The sequence below is a fragment of the Labrys methylaminiphilus subsp. lupini genome, from assembly GCF_051161885.1.
In the GTDB taxonomy this organism is placed as follows: Bacteria; Pseudomonadota; Alphaproteobacteria; order Rhizobiales; family Labraceae; genus Labrys.
On sequence record NZ_JBMDIH010000001.1, the window covers coordinates 4381447 to 4397136 of the forward strand.

15 protein-coding genes are annotated in these 15690 nt (G+C 63.8%); 9 read left to right on the forward strand and 6 right to left on the reverse strand.

Going from position 1 to position 15690, the window contains the following annotated elements:
• Positions 1–34 precede the first annotated feature (34 nt).
• The 3 genes from ACN6KF_RS20620 to ACN6KF_RS20630 all read left to right on the forward strand — a co-directional run bounded on the left by ACN6KF_RS20620 (position 35) and on the right by ACN6KF_RS20630 (position 4352).
• Positions 35–2086, forward strand: a complete 2052-nt coding sequence (locus ACN6KF_RS20620) for a capsular polysaccharide biosynthesis protein (RefSeq protein ID WP_434958642.1) — start codon at positions 35–37, stop codon at positions 2084–2086.
• A complete protein-coding gene (locus ACN6KF_RS20625; protein WP_434958643.1) occupies positions 2070–3401 on the forward strand; it encodes a glycosyltransferase family 4 protein in 1332 nt (443 codons plus the stop codon). Before ACN6KF_RS20620 ends, ACN6KF_RS20625 begins: the two co-directional genes overlap by 17 nt.
• Before the next feature lie 261 nt (positions 3402–3662).
• Positions 3663–4352: an outer membrane protein gene (locus tag ACN6KF_RS20630; protein WP_434958644.1), complete on the forward strand. Its 690-nt coding sequence runs from the start codon at positions 3663–3665 to the stop codon at positions 4350–4352.
• 277 nt (positions 4353–4629) lie between these two features.
• On the opposite strand, the gene ACN6KF_RS20635 is transcribed toward ACN6KF_RS20630, so the two are convergent.
• Both ACN6KF_RS20635 and ACN6KF_RS20640 read right to left on the reverse strand, forming a co-directional pair.
• The gene (locus tag ACN6KF_RS20635) at positions 4630–5892 is read right to left on the reverse strand and encodes a capsule biosynthesis protein (protein ID WP_434958645.1); all 1263 of its coding nucleotides are present in this window, start codon (positions 5890–5892) and stop codon (positions 4630–4632) included.
• Positions 5893–6101: 209 nt separating this feature from the next.
• Positions 6102–7010, reverse strand: a complete 909-nt coding sequence (locus tag ACN6KF_RS20640) for a LysR family transcriptional regulator (protein WP_434958646.1) — start codon at positions 7008–7010, stop codon at positions 6102–6104.
• A 99-nt stretch (positions 7011–7109) separates the two neighbouring features.
• On the opposite strand from ACN6KF_RS20640, the gene wrbA reads away from it, so the two are divergent.
• Both wrbA and ACN6KF_RS20650 read left to right on the forward strand, forming a co-directional pair.
• Positions 7110–7736 (forward strand): NAD(P)H:quinone oxidoreductase, encoded by a 627-nt coding sequence (gene wrbA, locus ACN6KF_RS20645; protein ID WP_434958647.1) that lies wholly within the window; start codon positions 7110–7112, stop codon positions 7734–7736.
• Positions 7736–8929 (forward strand): MFS transporter, encoded by a 1194-nt coding sequence (locus ACN6KF_RS20650; protein ID WP_434958648.1) that lies wholly within the window; start codon positions 7736–7738, stop codon positions 8927–8929. The genes wrbA and ACN6KF_RS20650 overlap by 1 nt, the downstream gene beginning before the upstream one ends.
• Positions 8930–8935: 6 nt before the next feature.
• On the opposite strand, the gene ACN6KF_RS20655 is transcribed toward ACN6KF_RS20650, so the two are convergent.
• The 3 genes from ACN6KF_RS20655 to ACN6KF_RS20665 form a co-directional block, all read right to left on the reverse strand.
• Positions 8936–10399 (reverse strand): patatin-like phospholipase family protein, encoded by a 1464-nt coding sequence (locus ACN6KF_RS20655; protein WP_434958649.1) that lies wholly within the window; start codon positions 10397–10399, stop codon positions 8936–8938.
• A gap of 115 nt (positions 10400–10514) precedes the next feature.
• Positions 10515–11186 (reverse strand): DedA family protein, encoded by a 672-nt coding sequence (locus tag ACN6KF_RS20660; RefSeq protein WP_434958650.1) that lies wholly within the window; start codon positions 11184–11186, stop codon positions 10515–10517.
• 13 nt (positions 11187–11199) lie between these two features.
• A complete protein-coding gene (locus ACN6KF_RS20665) occupies positions 11200–11790 on the reverse strand; it encodes a class I SAM-dependent methyltransferase (protein WP_434959726.1) in 591 nt (196 codons plus the stop codon).
• 344 nt (positions 11791–12134) lie between these two features.
• On the opposite strand from ACN6KF_RS20665, the gene ACN6KF_RS20670 reads away from it, so the two are divergent.
• Positions 12135–12809, forward strand: coding sequence for a response regulator transcription factor (locus ACN6KF_RS20670; RefSeq protein WP_434958651.1), 675 nt, complete (start codon positions 12135–12137; stop codon positions 12807–12809).
• A complete protein-coding gene (locus ACN6KF_RS20675; RefSeq protein WP_434958652.1) occupies positions 12806–14191 on the forward strand; it encodes a sensor histidine kinase in 1386 nt (461 codons plus the stop codon). Before ACN6KF_RS20670 ends, ACN6KF_RS20675 begins: the two co-directional genes overlap by 4 nt.
• A gap of 77 nt (positions 14192–14268) precedes the next feature.
• On the opposite strand, the gene ACN6KF_RS20680 is transcribed toward ACN6KF_RS20675, so the two are convergent.
• Entirely contained in the window at positions 14269–14592 is a 324-nt protein-coding gene (locus ACN6KF_RS20680; RefSeq protein WP_434958653.1) for an ArsR/SmtB family transcription factor, read from the reverse strand.
• 49 nt (positions 14593–14641) lie between these two features.
• On the opposite strand from ACN6KF_RS20680, the gene ACN6KF_RS20685 reads away from it, so the two are divergent.
• Together ACN6KF_RS20685 and ACN6KF_RS20690 are read left to right on the forward strand one after the other, a co-directional pair.
• Positions 14642–15136, forward strand: a complete 495-nt coding sequence (locus ACN6KF_RS20685; RefSeq protein ID WP_434958654.1) for an SRPBCC domain-containing protein — start codon at positions 14642–14644, stop codon at positions 15134–15136.
• A 19-nt stretch (positions 15137–15155) separates the two neighbouring features.
• The gene (locus tag ACN6KF_RS20690) at positions 15156–15518 is read left to right on the forward strand and encodes a VOC family protein (RefSeq protein WP_434958655.1); all 363 of its coding nucleotides are present in this window, start codon (positions 15156–15158) and stop codon (positions 15516–15518) included.
• The last annotated feature ends 172 nt before the right edge of the window (positions 15519–15690 follow it).

Here is a 15690-nt window from a genome sequence, read left to right on the forward strand (position 1 = left end):
CACATTGGGCCTGGGCGCTATTGAGTAGAAGCTGATGGATCAGTCCTGGTTGCCTCGTCCTGGCAGCGTTATCGGCCTGCCCCTGGTCACCCTGCTGCGCTTTCCCGATCTGGGCGAGTTGCTGCCGGATTACCGGCTGGTGGCGCTGGAACGGGCTGGAGCGCGGGTTGACGCCATCGCCGGCTGGGGCCGCAAGCTGCCGGCTCGCTGGGCCAGGTATAGGGCTGCCCGGCTTTCCCGCCCCTTCTTCACACTGGAGGACGGCTTCCTGCGCTCGGTCGGCCTCGGCAAGATGGGGGCGGCCGCCGTTTCGGTGGTGATGGACGACCTCGGCGTTTATTACGACGCCCGCACACCGTCGCGGCTCGAACACGAATTGGCGGGGGGGGATTTCCGCGCGTCCCGGCCACGCGCGGCCGCCCTGCGCGAAGACATCGTGCAACGGCGGCTGACCAAATATAATCACCTTCCCGACACGCCCGTGTCGCTGGGGCCGCGCGGAAACCGGCGGATCCTGCTGGTGGAGCAGGTCGCGGGCGATTTGTCGATCGCCGGGGCCTGCGCCGACGAGACGAGTTTTGCCGCCATGCTGGCCGATGCTCTCGCCCTGCAGGACGCGCAGGTCATCATCCGCTCCCATCCGGATGTGATGGCGGGCCGAGCCCAAGGCAGCTTCTCCGGCCTCCCGGCCGTTGCCCATCTGCGCCGGCTCGATGATGCGGTCTCCCCCCATGCCGTGCTCGACGAGGTCGACGAGGTCTGGACCGTCTCAAGCCAACTCGGCTTCGACGCCCTACTGCGCGACCTGCCGGTGCGGTGCTATGGCGTGCCCTTCTACGCCGGCTGGAGTTTGACCGAGGACCGGCCGGTCCGGCCGAGCGCGCACGAAGCCTTGGCCCGCCGCCTTCAGGCACGGACCGGCGCCCCGCTCGACATCGTCGATCTCGTCGATGCCGCCCTGATCCGCTACCCGCTCTATGCCGATCCGGTCACCCGTCGCGCCGCCAATCCTGAACAGGCGATCGCACGGCTACAAGGCTGGCGCGCCCATGCCGGCCGCTGGCGCGGGGAGACCGAGGCCGTCGCCATCAAACAGCACAAGCGGCCGATATTGCGGCGCTACTGTGCCGCCCCCGGCGGTACCCTTCGCTTCAGCGCAGCGGCCTCCGGCAAGGCACGGCAACTGAGTTGGGGTCTGCCGCCTTCCGCCGCCGGCGGGGCTGCGAGGGCACCAGCGATCACGGTCGAAGACGGTTTCCTCAGATCGGTCGGGCTCGGCTTCCCCGGCACCGTGCCGATCTCGCTGTGCTTCGATGCCAGCGGCATCTATTACAATGCAACCGCCATCAGCGACCTCGAAACCCTGCTCGAAACCGGCACGTTTCCTGCCGAACTTACCGATCGCGCCGCCCGGCTGCGCCAAGCGATCCTGCAGGCCGGCCTGACCAAATATAATCTGAGCAGCGACGTGCCTGACGAGGTTCCTCGGCAGGCGCGGGGCCGCCGACGCGTGCTGGTGACGGGACAAGTGCCGGATGACCAATCCCTCAAGCTGGGCCTGCCCTGCCAGGCCAGCAATCTCGAATTTCTCCGGGCCGTCCGCCGGGACTGCCCCGACGCCTTCGTCATCTTCAAGGAGCACCCCGATCTGGTGTCCGGCAAACGGCCCGGCCTGAGCGATCGGAACGAGGCCAGCGCCCTGGCCGATCATCTGGCGGTGTCGGGCGATGCGGCGGCCTGGATCGACTTTGCCGACGAAGTGCATGTGCGGACCTCGCTGGCGGGATTCGAGGCCCTGTTGCGAGACAAGCCCGTGACCTGCCACGGCGCGCCCTTCTTTGCCGGCTGGGGCCTGACGACCGACCGCGTCGCCATACCGCGCCGCACGCAGCGCCGCACGCTCAACGAATTGGTGGCTGCCGCCCTCATCCTCTATCCGACCTATCTTCACCCCGTCCGGCGGCTGCCAATGGAAGCCGAAGACGCGGTGGCCTGGTTGAGCGCGGCGCGCCAGGCCCCTGCCGGGAGAACCAACCCCTTGCGCCGAATCATACGCTGGTGGCCACGCAATGCAGTTTCTTTTTGACGTATCGCGGCACCTGCGCCGGCTCATTCGCACCACGCCCACCGGCATAGACCGGGTTGATGCCGCCTATATCCGGCTGCTGCCCGATCTCGCCGGCGACGTCTCCTTCGTGGCCAAGATGCCCGGCTTCAACGGCCTGCGGCGTGTCGACAGGCTCCTACCATCCACGGAATACCTGGCCTGGCAGGGCCTCGACGTCGACGAGGATCGCATCTACACCGATTTGGCCGATTATCTGGCCGCATCGGCCTGGCTCTCCGAACGCGGCTGCCGCCGCCTGGCGGAAACCGGCCGTACCGAGCCTTCCGCCGCCCGGGTAGCGCTCGCCGGCGTGCGGCAGGTCTTCGGCACCCGGGACTTGCCTCCCGACCTGCGCGGATCGGTGTATCTCAATACCTCCCACTCCGGCCTGGAAAACACGCTTAAAATTCAGGAGATGAAGCGGCGGGGCGCCCGCATCGTCGCTATGCTGCACGATCTCATTCCTATCGATTTTCCGGAGTTTTGCCGCGAAGGGGAGGCGGACAAGCATCACCGACGCATGCTTTCCTTGCTGCAGCATGCCGATCTGATCATCGCCAACTCGGCTTATTCGCGCGATCGGTTCATCGCATGGCTGGCGACGATCACCCCGCGGGGCGAACGCCGCTCCCCTGCGCCACCCATCGTGGTGGTGCCTCTGGCCGTCGAGAACGAGTTCCTGACCCGCCAGGCGCTGCGGCCACCCCCCTCACAAATACCCTATTTCGTCTGTCTCGGCACGATCGAGGCCCGCAAGAATCACACCCTGCTCCTGCTGCTTTGGCGCCGGCTCGCCGAGAAACTCGGTACGGCCTGTCCGCGCCTGGTCCTGGTGGGACGGCGAGGCTGGAAGGTCGATCAGGTCCTGGATCTGCTGACCCATGCGGCACCGCTGGCCCGCCACGTCGTGGAAGTTTCGGACCTCAGCGACCGAGCCGTGGCCTCCTTGATTGCCGGCGCTCACGGCATGGTGCAGCCGTCATTGGTGGAGGGGTTCGGGCTGCCGATCCTCGAAGCCAATGCCCTCGGCGTGCCGGTGATCGCCTCCGATATTCCCGCCCACCGCGAAGTGGCGGAGCTTGCCGGCCATCACGGCATCAGCCTGGTCGACCCCATCGACCTGCCGCAATGGATGGGCGCGGTGACGACACTGGCCTCGGACCGTTTCGAGCTCAGCACCCGTGTCGCCGTGCCCACATGGCAGGATCACGTACAGCAGGCCCTCGAGGTCATGCGCGATCATTTCCAGCACTCGGCCTCGAAAAACAACTTCGTCAGGGGGAGGCCAGCATGAGATAGGACTGTTTCATGCTACCATCTACCTTAGGGAAATTTTCCCATTTGAGATACAATTTTCTACTTTATCAAACCAGCTTTGGTAAAACTCCTTTGTGATTACAGCCAAATCATCTTATCTTGCATCGGCCGGGCGGATCCTCCACCTTCGGGCTCTCATAGAACTGAAGATGTTATTTCCGGGCTACCTGTTGCATCAAAGCTACAGACTCGTGTTTCGAAAACTGGCATGGTGACCTTACCTTTAGGAGTAACGCATATGAGAATCTCTGCAGCAGCAATTGCTCTCCTGCTCACGTCGACGGCCGCTATCGCTGCCGATCTTGCGCCTGCACCCGTTGAGCCTGTGGCACCGGTTGTCCTGCCGTTTTCCTGGACGGGCTTTTATGCTGGTGCGAACGTCGGTTATGCCTTTGGCGGCCGCGATACGGTTGGCATTCATAATCCGACTTTCATCGGCGACATCGGCAAGCTGACGGGCAAGGGTTTCCTTGGTGGCTTGCAGGCCGGCTATAACTACCAGTTCGACAACATCGTGGTCGGTCTCGAAACCGACTTCCAGGGTGCCCAGATCAAGGACACCGTGCATGGCGTCGTCGCTGGCGCTTCCGGTCGCGCTCGCTCGGACATCAAGTGGTACGGCACCCTGCGTCCGCGCATCGGCTATGCCTATGATCGCTTCCTGATCTACGCAACCGGTGGTCTGGCCTACGGCAACATCGACTACAAGCTGAGCTATAACGGCGCTTCCTTCAGCGACAGCAACACCAAGGTGGGCTGGACCGCAGGCGCCGGTGTCGAATACGCCTTCACCGACAACATCTCGGGCCGTATCGAATATCAGTATGTGAATTTCGGCAGCTACACGGTACGCGGCGGCGGCACCCTCAATTCCAAGGCTTCGCCGGACTTCCACGCTGTGCGCCTCGGTGTGAACTACAAGTTCTGATCTAGCGCTGCTGCATTTGATTCATCGCATAAACGGGGGCATTTTTGCCCCCGTTTTTGTTTGTTGGAATGACGAGAACGACACGGGCGCGTAAGAAATGGACGGGCGTTGCCAGCACCATCAGAGCACGCTCTCATCCATTCTAAGTCGGCTAAATAAAAGCTGCATGGCCTTTGCGGCACCGGGATATGGTAGCGTTTGGACGGCCCTGCGTTCCTGCTGGCCATCGGGATGCTTCACCATACTATTCGAGAATGCGAAGTTCCGTTACGCGATTTCAAGCCGATTTCGGCACACGCGCAGGGCTTCTTTTCGGCAGTTCCACCACATTGTCGTCGATGCGACTGATCAGGTTGCTGATAGTGAGATCGAAGTAACGGCTGAGATAATAGGAGCCGTTGATCTGCGTCTCGACCACCAGGTGACTGATGAAGGCGTTTTTCGCCGCTGCGTTGGGCAGGAAGGGAGCGTTCCAGAACTGTTTCAGCTTGTCTTCGCCGCCATGGGCCACGAGGCCATCAATGGCATAATGCGCATTCCCGAGCACGAATACCGGGCAATTGCGCTGTAGAGCCAGAATTCCCGTGGTGCTGTTGACCGTGATCATACCACGAGCGTGCCGGATCAGCAGTCCCGTCGGCCCGTCGTCGATCAGGGAGACCCGATCCGCCACCCCCGCCAATTTGGCAAGCTGCGCCACGAAACGGTGGTAGGGCCGATGTCCGCGGTCGAGCGGATGGGCCTTGAAGGCAAGGCGGGTGCCAGGCGGTGCATGCTTGGCAAAGGAGCGGATCGTGGCTTCGATCATGCGCTCCATGGTCCAGCCCGCCCCATGGACGCGCAATTGCAGATCATCGTGGACCTGAAGGGCCGCAACAAAATATTTGCGGTCGAAATGATCGACGAGGTCGATGATCTTCTTCGCATTGGTCCAGCGATCGGTGTATTTGCGGATGGCATTGCGACTCCAGAGCATCGCCTCGCCGAGCAAGGAACGCTCGCGATGATGCGAGTATTGCCGGAACACCACATTGCCGGCCGACATCGCCACGTAATACTTGAAGGCCCACCAGGCCATGGGCTTGAAGCTCGTCGCCGGGATCGTCACCGGCGCCTCGATGGAGGTCACCTTGGTGCGGTCATAGGCCGACAGGACCCGCGGTAGGGGCGAGGCCGCATTGTTGCCCTCTCTCTCGGCGGTCACATAATCGGGCCGGATATAGCCTTCCTCGAGGCACCAGACATCGACACCAAGCTCCCGGCACAGGGCCACGGCCACCTGGTGATAGGGGCGCTGGTCACCGAACAGGATCACCTTGTCCGGCTTCTGGCCAAGCAGGAATTGTGAGAACCAGCCACGCCAAGCCGACAGGCTGTCGGAAAACATGACGAACGGAATCCGCCTGGAATAGATGCGGTCTCCGAGATTGAAATTGATCTTGAGGACTCTGTCGCCACGCGCCAGGAGCGATTGCGCAAGCTCGGAAAAAAAGGGGCCCACCGGTCCCTGGAGCAGCACAATGAACTTGGGACGCGGCATCGGCAATCCGATAATTGATTCAAACTGGAACAGCCTGGACATACTGATAGTTCTTGTCGCAAATATGTACATACGGCTGATTTGACAGGGTGCCTCTCCGGTAGGCACCGCAGCATCGGATCCCATTTCGGACGCGTGTCCGACGTTGTGGGTTGTCACTCTAGCATCATTTTTGCCGAAAGCCGGCATCCACTTTTCGGCACGATGCTCTATTCTGCGGCAATGCGTTCGAGCGCCCGGCCGAAGGCGCGTGCGGCGGGCCCGAGCGGCTGGTCGAGGCGATGGGCGAGATAGGCCTCCGTGCCGACCCGGGCATGACGGCCCAGATCCTGCGTGCGCAGCCGGACAAGACGGCCTTCCAGAAGATCCCGTTCCACCTGCCAATAGGGCAGCCTGCCCCAGCCGAGGCCGGCCAGGATCATGGCGTGCTTGGTATCCTGGCCGCCGACCCGGCAGGTCTGTGGTGACAACACGCCGAAATCCCGCCCCTCCGACAAGGTGGTCGGATCGACCAGAACGATCTGCAGATGATCCGCGAGTTCGGCAACCTCGATCGCCTGGTCGTCACTTCGCGTCGCCAGAGCGTGCCCCGCAGTAGCGACCGCCACGATTTCGATGGAGGACAGGGCCTGTAGCGACACGCGCGGATCACGAAAGCTCTCCCCGGTGATCACGGCCAGCACACTGCGCCCGGCCAACAAGGCGGCAAGCGGGCCGCCGAGCGGTTCGACGGCCAATCTGATCGCGACCGACGGGTAGTCCTGCCTCATTGCTTCGAGTGCCGCGCCGATCCAGGCAGTCGGAAACAGCGTGTCCACCACCAGGGAAAGTTCGAGCTCCACCCCCTCCCCCAGCCCATGGGCGCGGGCACGCATGGCGTCCACGCGCAGGAGGATGTCGCGTGCATTGGCGAGCAGCGCCTTGCCCTCCACGGTCAGCACCGGGCGATGACCGGAGCGATCAAACAGGGCCAGCCCGAGTTCGGCCTCCAGATTGGCGATGGCATGGCTTACCGCCGACTGCACGCGCGACAGCCTGGCAGCTCCCGAACGAAAGCTGCCGCTGCCGACAACCGTTACGAAGATTCGTAGTTGATCCAGGGTAAGGGCATCGATCATGATCAATTCTTTCGATCAATTTGATGCCATTTATATCACTCCGATCGATAGACAGGAAATGCCATGCTCCCATCATTCAGGAATGACGAGGAGTTGACGATGACGTCCGTGCTGGTTCTGTATTATTCCTCCTACGGCCATGTCGAGGCCATGGCGCAGGCGGTGGCGGAAGGCGTAGGCGAGGCCGGCGCACGAGCCGTGGTGAAAAGGGTGCCGGAAATCGTACCGGATGCGGTCGCCATCCGCGCCGGCTACAAGCGCGATCAGCGCGCGGAGATTGCCGATATCGCCGAGCTGGCCGATTATGATGCCGTCATCTTCGGCACGCCGACCCGCTTCGGCACGATGGCCGCACAGATGAAGAACTTTCTCGACCAAGCCGGCGGGCTATGGGCGCACAATGCCCTGGTCGGGCGCATCGGCAGTGTCTTCACCTCCTCCGGCAGCCAGCATGGCGGGCAGGAGGCCACGATCCTGTCCACCCATATCGTGCTGCTGCATCTGGGCATGGTCGTTACCGGCCTGCCTTATACCTTCCAGGGCCAGTCGCGCATGGACGAGATCACTGGCGGTTCACCCTACGGCGCTTCGACGCTGGCCGATGACGGTCGCGGCGGCAATCGCAAGCCCAGCGCCAACGAACTCGACGGCGCGCGCTTCCAGGGGCGCCATGTCGCCCATCTCGCCCGGGCCCTTGCTGCCGCGCGGCTCCAGGAGGCGGCCTGATGGTCACGACCATCCCGCTGCCGAGCACCACCACGGCCTGGCCGGCCATGGTGGTGGTGGTCGCCTGCGGCATCGCAGCCTCGCTGCAGCTCGGCAAGGCGCTGATCGCCACGCCCATGCTGCAGGCCGATCTCGGCCTTACCCTTGGCGCCATTGGCTGGCTGGCCGGGATCTTTGCCATGCTCAGCCTGGTTTGCGGGGTGCCGGCGGGCGCGATCATCACAGGTTTCGGGGATCGCCGCGTGCTCCTGCTGGGCCTGGGCGCCATCGCAGCCGGTAGCGGCCTCGGTGCCCTTGCCTCCCACTATGGCGCACTGGTCGCTTCACGCATCGTCGAAGGCCTCGGGTTCCTGATGGTCACGGTGGCAGGTCCCGCCATCCTGAACCGGATCTGCCCGGTCGGGCGGCGCGATCTCGCTTTTGCCGTGTGGAGTTGTTTCATGCCGGCCGGCATGGCCCTCGCCATGCTCGCCGGCCCGCTTTTCAGCGACTGGCGTGCCATCTGGTGGTCCGGTGCGATCATCGCATGCCTTGCCATCCTGGCGGCCTTGCTCACCGTGCCGGGCGGACAGCAGTCGAGTGCGCCTCCGCCGCAGCACCTCGGCCGGGATGTCCTTGCCGTGGTGACGGCCGGCGGGCCCCCACTGCTTGCCTTGTGCTTTGCTCTCTACAGTCTGATGTTCTTTGCCCTGTTCAGTTTCCTGCCAGTGCTGCTGATGCAGCATATGGGCTTGAGTTACGGTGCCGCCGGCATGCTGAGCGCCCTGGCAAGTGCATCGAACATCATCGGCAATCTCGCGGCAGGCTTTCTCCTTTCGCGTGGTGCCGGCCGCGCCATCCTGATCGCGGGCGCCAGCCTGGTGATGGGAATCACCGCGCCCAGCGTGTTCCTGCAGATCTTTCCGGACGGCCTGACGCTGCTGCTGTGCATCCTGTTCTCGGCCGTGGGCGGCATCATCCCGGCGACATTGCTGTCCTCCGCGCCTGTCGTGGCGCCCGCCACATCCCTGGCTCCCATCGTGGTCGGCCTCGCCATGCAAGGCAGCAGCCTCGGCCAGGTGGCGGGGTCGGTCGCCGTGGGTGGGTTCATCGATGCCTATGGCTGGCGATCGGCCGGCCTGCTCGTCATCGTGGCGGCCATCGCAGCCATCGTCGTCGCCCTGGTCCTCAGCCGGGCGACAACGAGGTCATGAGGGTTGTCACGGGGACAAATCAGCCTCGGTGCTTGCGAGAGCAAGCGAATTCGACCGCCGGCGCAGACGTGCCAGGAAACGCTGATAGCCGGGCTGCCGAGCGAGAAGGCTGCTGCCAAGATCGCTCAGGAAGACCGTATCCTCGGGCTTGAGGGTGAGCGTGTTGTGCAAGGCGAGGATTCGCCGCGCCATGACAGGCTCCTGAACATCCGCGAGGGCGACCCGGATGATCGCGACATCGAGGTCACGGCAGGTGGGGTGAGTTGTTCCGCGGCAACGCCATCTCATCAGTTCCCGCCGCCAGGACGGCAAGCGGCGGCGTAGTTCGTCGAAGCTCTGGAGATTGGGAATGTTCATCAGGGCATCGGTCGCCGCCACGATCGCGTCCTTGGCATAGGGGCTGTCCGACGTCTCGGAAAGATTGCCACCAAGACGGGTGGAGGCATCCACGACGATGAAGAGCAGGTGCCGAACCCGGCTCGCCGTCTCCGCCGGCAGCGGTTCAGGTGCCCCCCGGTTCAGGAGATGCAGGAGCGCCGACGTGCCGATGCCGTCAACGAGCCCGCCATCATAGAGCTTGAGGAAGTTGAGATCCCCGGCACTGCGATAGCGATCGAGCGCCTCCCGATATTGCCGCTCAACCAACGATTGGGCACGGATGTCCGCCTTTGCGCCGGCTGCCGGGACACCCTCGGCATCGGCCGGGCAGCTCGAACGATAATTGCGCAGCGTGATGGGCGCGAAGGCAACGGGTACCGCCGCGGATGCCGCCACCGCATAGGCAAGGGGGTAATCGTCGAAATTGCTGCAGATGGCGGCAAAGGATGTTCGGTCGAAGATGAAGGGCGCACGGTTGTAGAGGTCGGTGGCATGGATCACCAATCGGGGGCGGCCAGGTCGATCCAGCATCCCCAGCGTGGCGCCATGATAGAGATTGGCATCCAGCCATGGCGGCAAGCCGTTGCGATCGTTGACGCCGCCGCGATAACCGCGCAGCAGATTGGTCGGGCTCAGGCTGGTGCGCAGCGAGGCCTCGGCATTGCGCGCCAGGAAATCGCGCCGAAAGCCGGGCAATCCCGCCGGCCCATGCAGAGCAAAATAGGAAGCCAGCATGGCGCCTCCCGACACGCCCGCCGCCACGGCGACATCATCGGCCAGGCTACGGCCGGCGACGGTCGAAGGCGTTTGGGCGAGGCTGGCGAGAACGCCGTAGCCGAAAGCGGCCGAACGGGCGCCGCCACCGGAAATGGTGAGCACGATTGCAACATCGCCTCCCCGCGCTGGGCTGCTTGCCGGGATGGAGCCCGTGACGAGTCCGAGCGGTGCATTGGTTGGCTGCGTATCCGGTGCTGCGCACCCGGCAAGCAGGCAAGCCAGCGCCAGAAACACCACCAAGGGTGACCGGCGTGCGGTGACCAGCAGGGATGATCGGCGGGAGGCGGGGCGTCGTGAAGGAGGGGCAATCATCATCGCATTCGGGAACGCTGCAACAGCCCTCCGCAGCGCGGGGGCTGGCAGGGAGCGACACCGACTTTCCGGGCCCTCAATTGCAGGAGCCTTGCATGATCGCCGGCGCTGCGTTTTTTTAAGAGCGCCCGCCGCGGGCAGGGACTGGCCGGTCATGATCCGCCCTACGCCTTATCTCATCGAGCCGTTCGAGCCGGACGCGCTCCATCCGTCGCACCTGGCGTACTCCCCAAAGGATGGCGAACTCACCGCCGACGAGCACGATTGCGACCAGAAGGCCTAGACTGAGGGGATCACGGTCGCTGCCCTTCAGTATGAAGCCCAAACTCAGGAATGGGACATTCCAGGCCAGACTGCCGAGCAGGGCCGCCAGGATGAACCGACGCAGTTCAAGTCGGAATACACCAGCAGGCAGGCCGAGATAGACGCGGACGGTCGGAATCGTATGGCCGACCAGGGTTGCCCAAAACTGATTGCGCCGATAGCGCTCGACCAGACGCAGATACAAAGGCAGCGGCAGCAGAACGAAACGTCCGTAGGCGGCCACCAGGGTTTCGACCCGGTGCGAGCCGAGAGTTCGGCCCAATCCATACCAGCACACGGACCCGATCGTCGACCCGACCGTCGTGGCGATCACCATGGCCGCGAGCCCGGGGCCATCGCGCGCTGCCATGCCCAGAAACATCAGCAATATGTAGGAAGGTATGACCGGCAGGAATTTTTCCGCGATGGCCAGACAGGTGATGCCGGCGAGGCCGAAACCGAGCATCGCGACGATGGCGGGAGACATCTCCATGGCCGGTTCACAGCCCGGACGGCAATAGGGACCGGCGCCGCCTGATCCGATAGACAGACGCTGGTGGAAGATTGCGTATGGTCCAGCCGGTACGCTCGGCCTCGAGGCCCAGGCCGTCGAGAATTTCCCGCCTAACCGGGCAGCGCGGACCGTAGGTGATCTGATAGAAGGCCCCGCCGAGAGCCATGCAGGCGAAAGCGCCGGTGAGAATGGCCGAAGCCTTGTCCGAAGGCATCGCCAGGATGCCGAGCCCGCTGATCACAGCGCCAACCGGTGCGCCGACATACAGACTGGTCGTTGCCAGTTCCGCCGCATCCATGTGGAACACCCGGGCCAGGGGAAAGCGGCGGCCGAGCAGGCGCGCGAAGGTTGCGTCATATTCCACCAAGGTGATGTTCTGCTCCGGCACACCCCGCTCGAGCAGGGCCTGGGTGAAGGGGCCCGTGCCGGGGCCAAGCTCCAGAATCGGCCCGGTCCTTGGCGTGATCTCCTGCGTCATCAGGGAGGCCACGGCGTTGCCGGAGGGAGCCACGGCAGCCACGCGAAGCGGGTTGCTGATCCAGGCCCGGAAGAATGGCAATGCGTCAGAAACCGGCATCATGACCTCCCTTGGGCAGGAGAGGCTCGGCGGGATCGAAGCTCTGCGCGACGGGTCGGTCGATCAATCTCGATAACATTCTCGGGTCATCCACGGTATGAGGGCTGTTCCCGTTCCCAATGAACGGGCGATCGACCGGCCGAGGGGGATCCGATGGGTTCTCAGGTGACCGAATCGATTACCAACTGGTCCCATGCCTGGGTTGCGGGAGCCTGTCGCCAGGGCGCTTCCGATCCGTTGTCCGCCGGGGCGCGAGATTTCTCTGCAAGGTTGATGCAATGCTGGCGGCGTAATGTGCTTCTGCGCGGAATGATGTGAGCGGAACAGAAAAGGCGGAACGGACAATGCGGGTATTGCTGGTAGAGGACGAACCGGAGATGGTGTCGGCCTTGCGCTCCGCCCTGGTTCGCCACGACATGATCGTCGACCATGTCTCGAGCATTGCCGCCGCCGAAGGCGTGCTCTCCGATCGCGTGCACGATGCCATGCTGCTCGATCGTCAGCTGCCGGACGGTGACGGCCTGTCGCTGATTCCCACCTTGCGCGCCAGCGGCAATGCCCTGCCGGTACTGGTGCTGACCGCCCGGGGCGACCTGCCCGACCGTGTCGCCGGGCTGGAACACGGCGCCGATGACTATCTTGGTAAGCCCTTCGCATTCGAGGAATTGCTGGCACGGCTGCGGGCCTTGCTGCGCCGCCCCGCCCATCTGCAGTCCCACGTGGTGCGGGTTGGGCGGCTTTGCTTCGACTTCACTCATCAGGAGGCCAGCGTTGCCGGCATCCCGCTGGAAATGCCACGGCGGGAACTGCTGGTGCTGGCAGCCTTGGTGCGACGCATGGGGCGCATGGTGCTGCGCTCCTTCCTGATGGAAGCGGTGTTCGGCATGGATGACGAAATCCAGTCCAACGCACTCGATACCCATGTTTCACGCTTGCGCCGCAAGCTTGCCGACGCCGACGCCGGCGTCACCATCAACGGCATTCGCGGCGTCGGCTATCTCCTGCGCGAGACGCCATGATCGCCACCGCCCCGCCCTCTTTGCGCTGGCGCCTGGTCAAACGGCTGGTTGCCTTCCAGACCGTCATGCTCACACTCATCGTGGTGATCCTGGTCTTTGCGGTCTGGGGTACGGCACGCATTGTCGATGCCTATGAAGACAGTGCCCTTGATGTGCTTCGCGATGCCGTGGTCCGCCAGGCGGATGGTGGGCTCGCTCTGGCGAAAACCGGCGATTTGGCACGATTGCGGGAGGATGCCCCCGATCTGTGGTTCGTCATCCGAGACAAGCAGGGCCAGGAACTGAAAGAAGGCACAGTTCCCGCCGACTACGCCGCGATCGTGGCCGACATCGGCCTTATCCAGCAGATGCGACTCGGCGAGGACCAGCCCGGCATCGACAAGCCGGATGCCGTGCTCAAATGGGTCGAGAGCGCCGCCGGCCGCGTGCAGATCCTCACGGGCACGCAAGGCCATATGTCCTGGCAACATCTGTTCTGGGGCGTATCGCTGAGTTCGGCCACCGTGATCGGACCGCTCTTCGTGCTGATGGCGCTTGTCACCCTGATCGTCACACCGATCGTGGTGCGACGGGCGCTGAAGGGGCTCGGCGCGGCGGCAATGCAGGCCGAGCGGATCGACATCGCCCAGCGCGGCGTCCGTCTGCCTCTGTCTGGCGTGCCCGCCGAGATCCTGCCTCTGGTCAAGGCCGTCAATGACGCATTGGTTCGCCTCGACAATGGCTATGAACGGCATCAGCGCTTTCTCGCGGACGCGGCACATGAGCTGCGAACGCCGATCGCCATCCTGACCACCCGCATCGCTTCGCTGCCGCCGGGTGCGGAGAAAAGCCGGCTTCTGGAAGATGCCAATCGGCTGGCTGTGCTGACGGGGCAATTGCTCGATTTCCAGCGCCTGGACCAGCAGGACAGGCCGACGTCGGCGGTCGATCTCGCCGCGCTCGCCCAAAGGGTAATCGTCGATCTCGCGCCTCTGGCCTTTGCCGCCGGCTATGAGATCGACTTCAAGGCGGACGACGGGCCGATCCTGATTAACGGCGACCAGACCTCGCTCGAGCGGGCGTTGACCAATCTCGTCCAGAACGCCATCGATCATGGCGGACGCCGTGGCACCATCAGCGTGCGAGTCGACCGCGGCGGCCGCATCGAGGTCTGCGACGAAGGCGACGGCATTCCCGTTGCGGAAACCGAACGGATTTTCGAGCCGTTTCATCGCCTGCGCCAGGACGGTCGCGGCGCGGGGCTCGGTCTCAACCTCGTGCGCGAGATCGTGCGCCTGCATGGCGGCCATATCGCCGCATCCAACAACCGCACGGGCGGCGCCTGCCTGGAAATCGACCTGCCCCTGGCATCCCGACAGGCTGAGAGAACGGCGCCGTCTTGAGCGACCGCTCATTCGTTGACCCGCCCTCGTCTTGAGGATAACGTTCAAGGCCGGTGAGCGCACCTGCTGCCACAAGCTCACCCCTCCAGATCGGCCTTGAGCTTGTCGAGAATGGTGAGGGCATGGGTGGCATAGCCGCTGATCCAGCGGTCGTTGATGCGCTTGATCGGCAGCGCGTTGAGGTGGTTCCAGCGCTCGCGCCCTTCCCGCTTGACGATGACCAGATCGGCCTCCTCCAGCACTTTGAGATGCTGCATGACGGTGCAGCGATCCATATCCGCAAAGGCTTCGCAGAGCATGCCGGTGGTGCGCGCCTCCTCCTTGAGGTGGTCGAGCATGGCCCGCCGGCGCGGATGGGCCAATGCCTTGAAAACCAGGTCTTCTTTGAGTTCGCTTGACATGTTATAAATTTATAACATACTCTCGCCTCCTGCAACAGGGAGAAACGCGATGAAGCCGGAATTCAGGGTCTCCGGGCGGATCTCAAGGCCGGTTCGCGAGGTATTCGACGCCGTGGTCAACCCCGGCAAGCTCAGCGCCTATTTCACCACGGTGGGCGGCGCCAGCGCGCCGCTGGTGACCGGAGCGACGGTGGTGTGGTGGGGCGAGGTTCCCGTCGAAGTGGACGAAGTGGTGGCTGACAGCCGCATCGTATTGCGCTGGGATGGGCCCAAATCCGCCGATGGCGTGGCGCTCTACAAGACTCATATCGAGATGAATTTCCAGGCGCTGGAAAACGACGCCACGCTGGTCACCATTGCCGAGACGGGCTGGCGCGAGGACGCCCAGGGCCAGCGCGCCTCCTATATCAACTGCGAGGGGTGGTCGCAGATGCTGTGCTGCCTGAAGGCGTTCCTCGAACACGGCATCAATCTGCGCGAGGGCTATTATCGCAGCGAGTTGGCCGGCGTGCCGGCGAGCGAGCCGCGCTGCACATCCCCCTGACAAGACAAAGGAAGCAAGCATGGCTGCGAACATCTATGGCGGCATCGACATCGCCATGAAGGTCCCACCTCATCAATATCAGGCCACGGTGGCGTTCTATCGCGATGTGGTCGGCCTGAAGCCGATCACCGACAAGGCACCCGCCATCGGCTTCGAACTCGGCCCCAACAAATTGTGGCTCGACGAGGCGCCAACACTGAGCCAGGCCGAGATCTGGCTGGAGCTGTTCACGGACAATTTCGACACGGCGGCCGGCCATCTGTCCCGCGCCGGCGTGGTCCGCTGCGACGCTATCGAGCCCCTGCCGGACGGGTTCAAGGGGGGCTGGATTACCAGCCCCGCCAATATCGTCCACATGGTGCGTGAGCCGAACGCCTGGTGACCCCAGGACCAACGGCCTCGCTCGCGACTCGCGTTGAGGCGCCTTGACCGCTGCGACGCGTCATATTAGGGGAAGGCTTGCAGCCACAGTCATGACGCTGCCGTAGGCGTTACCGTCATCCAACGCGTCCTTTTTCGAGAGGGTCCCAGCAGGGAGATCTCGATTCAACAGG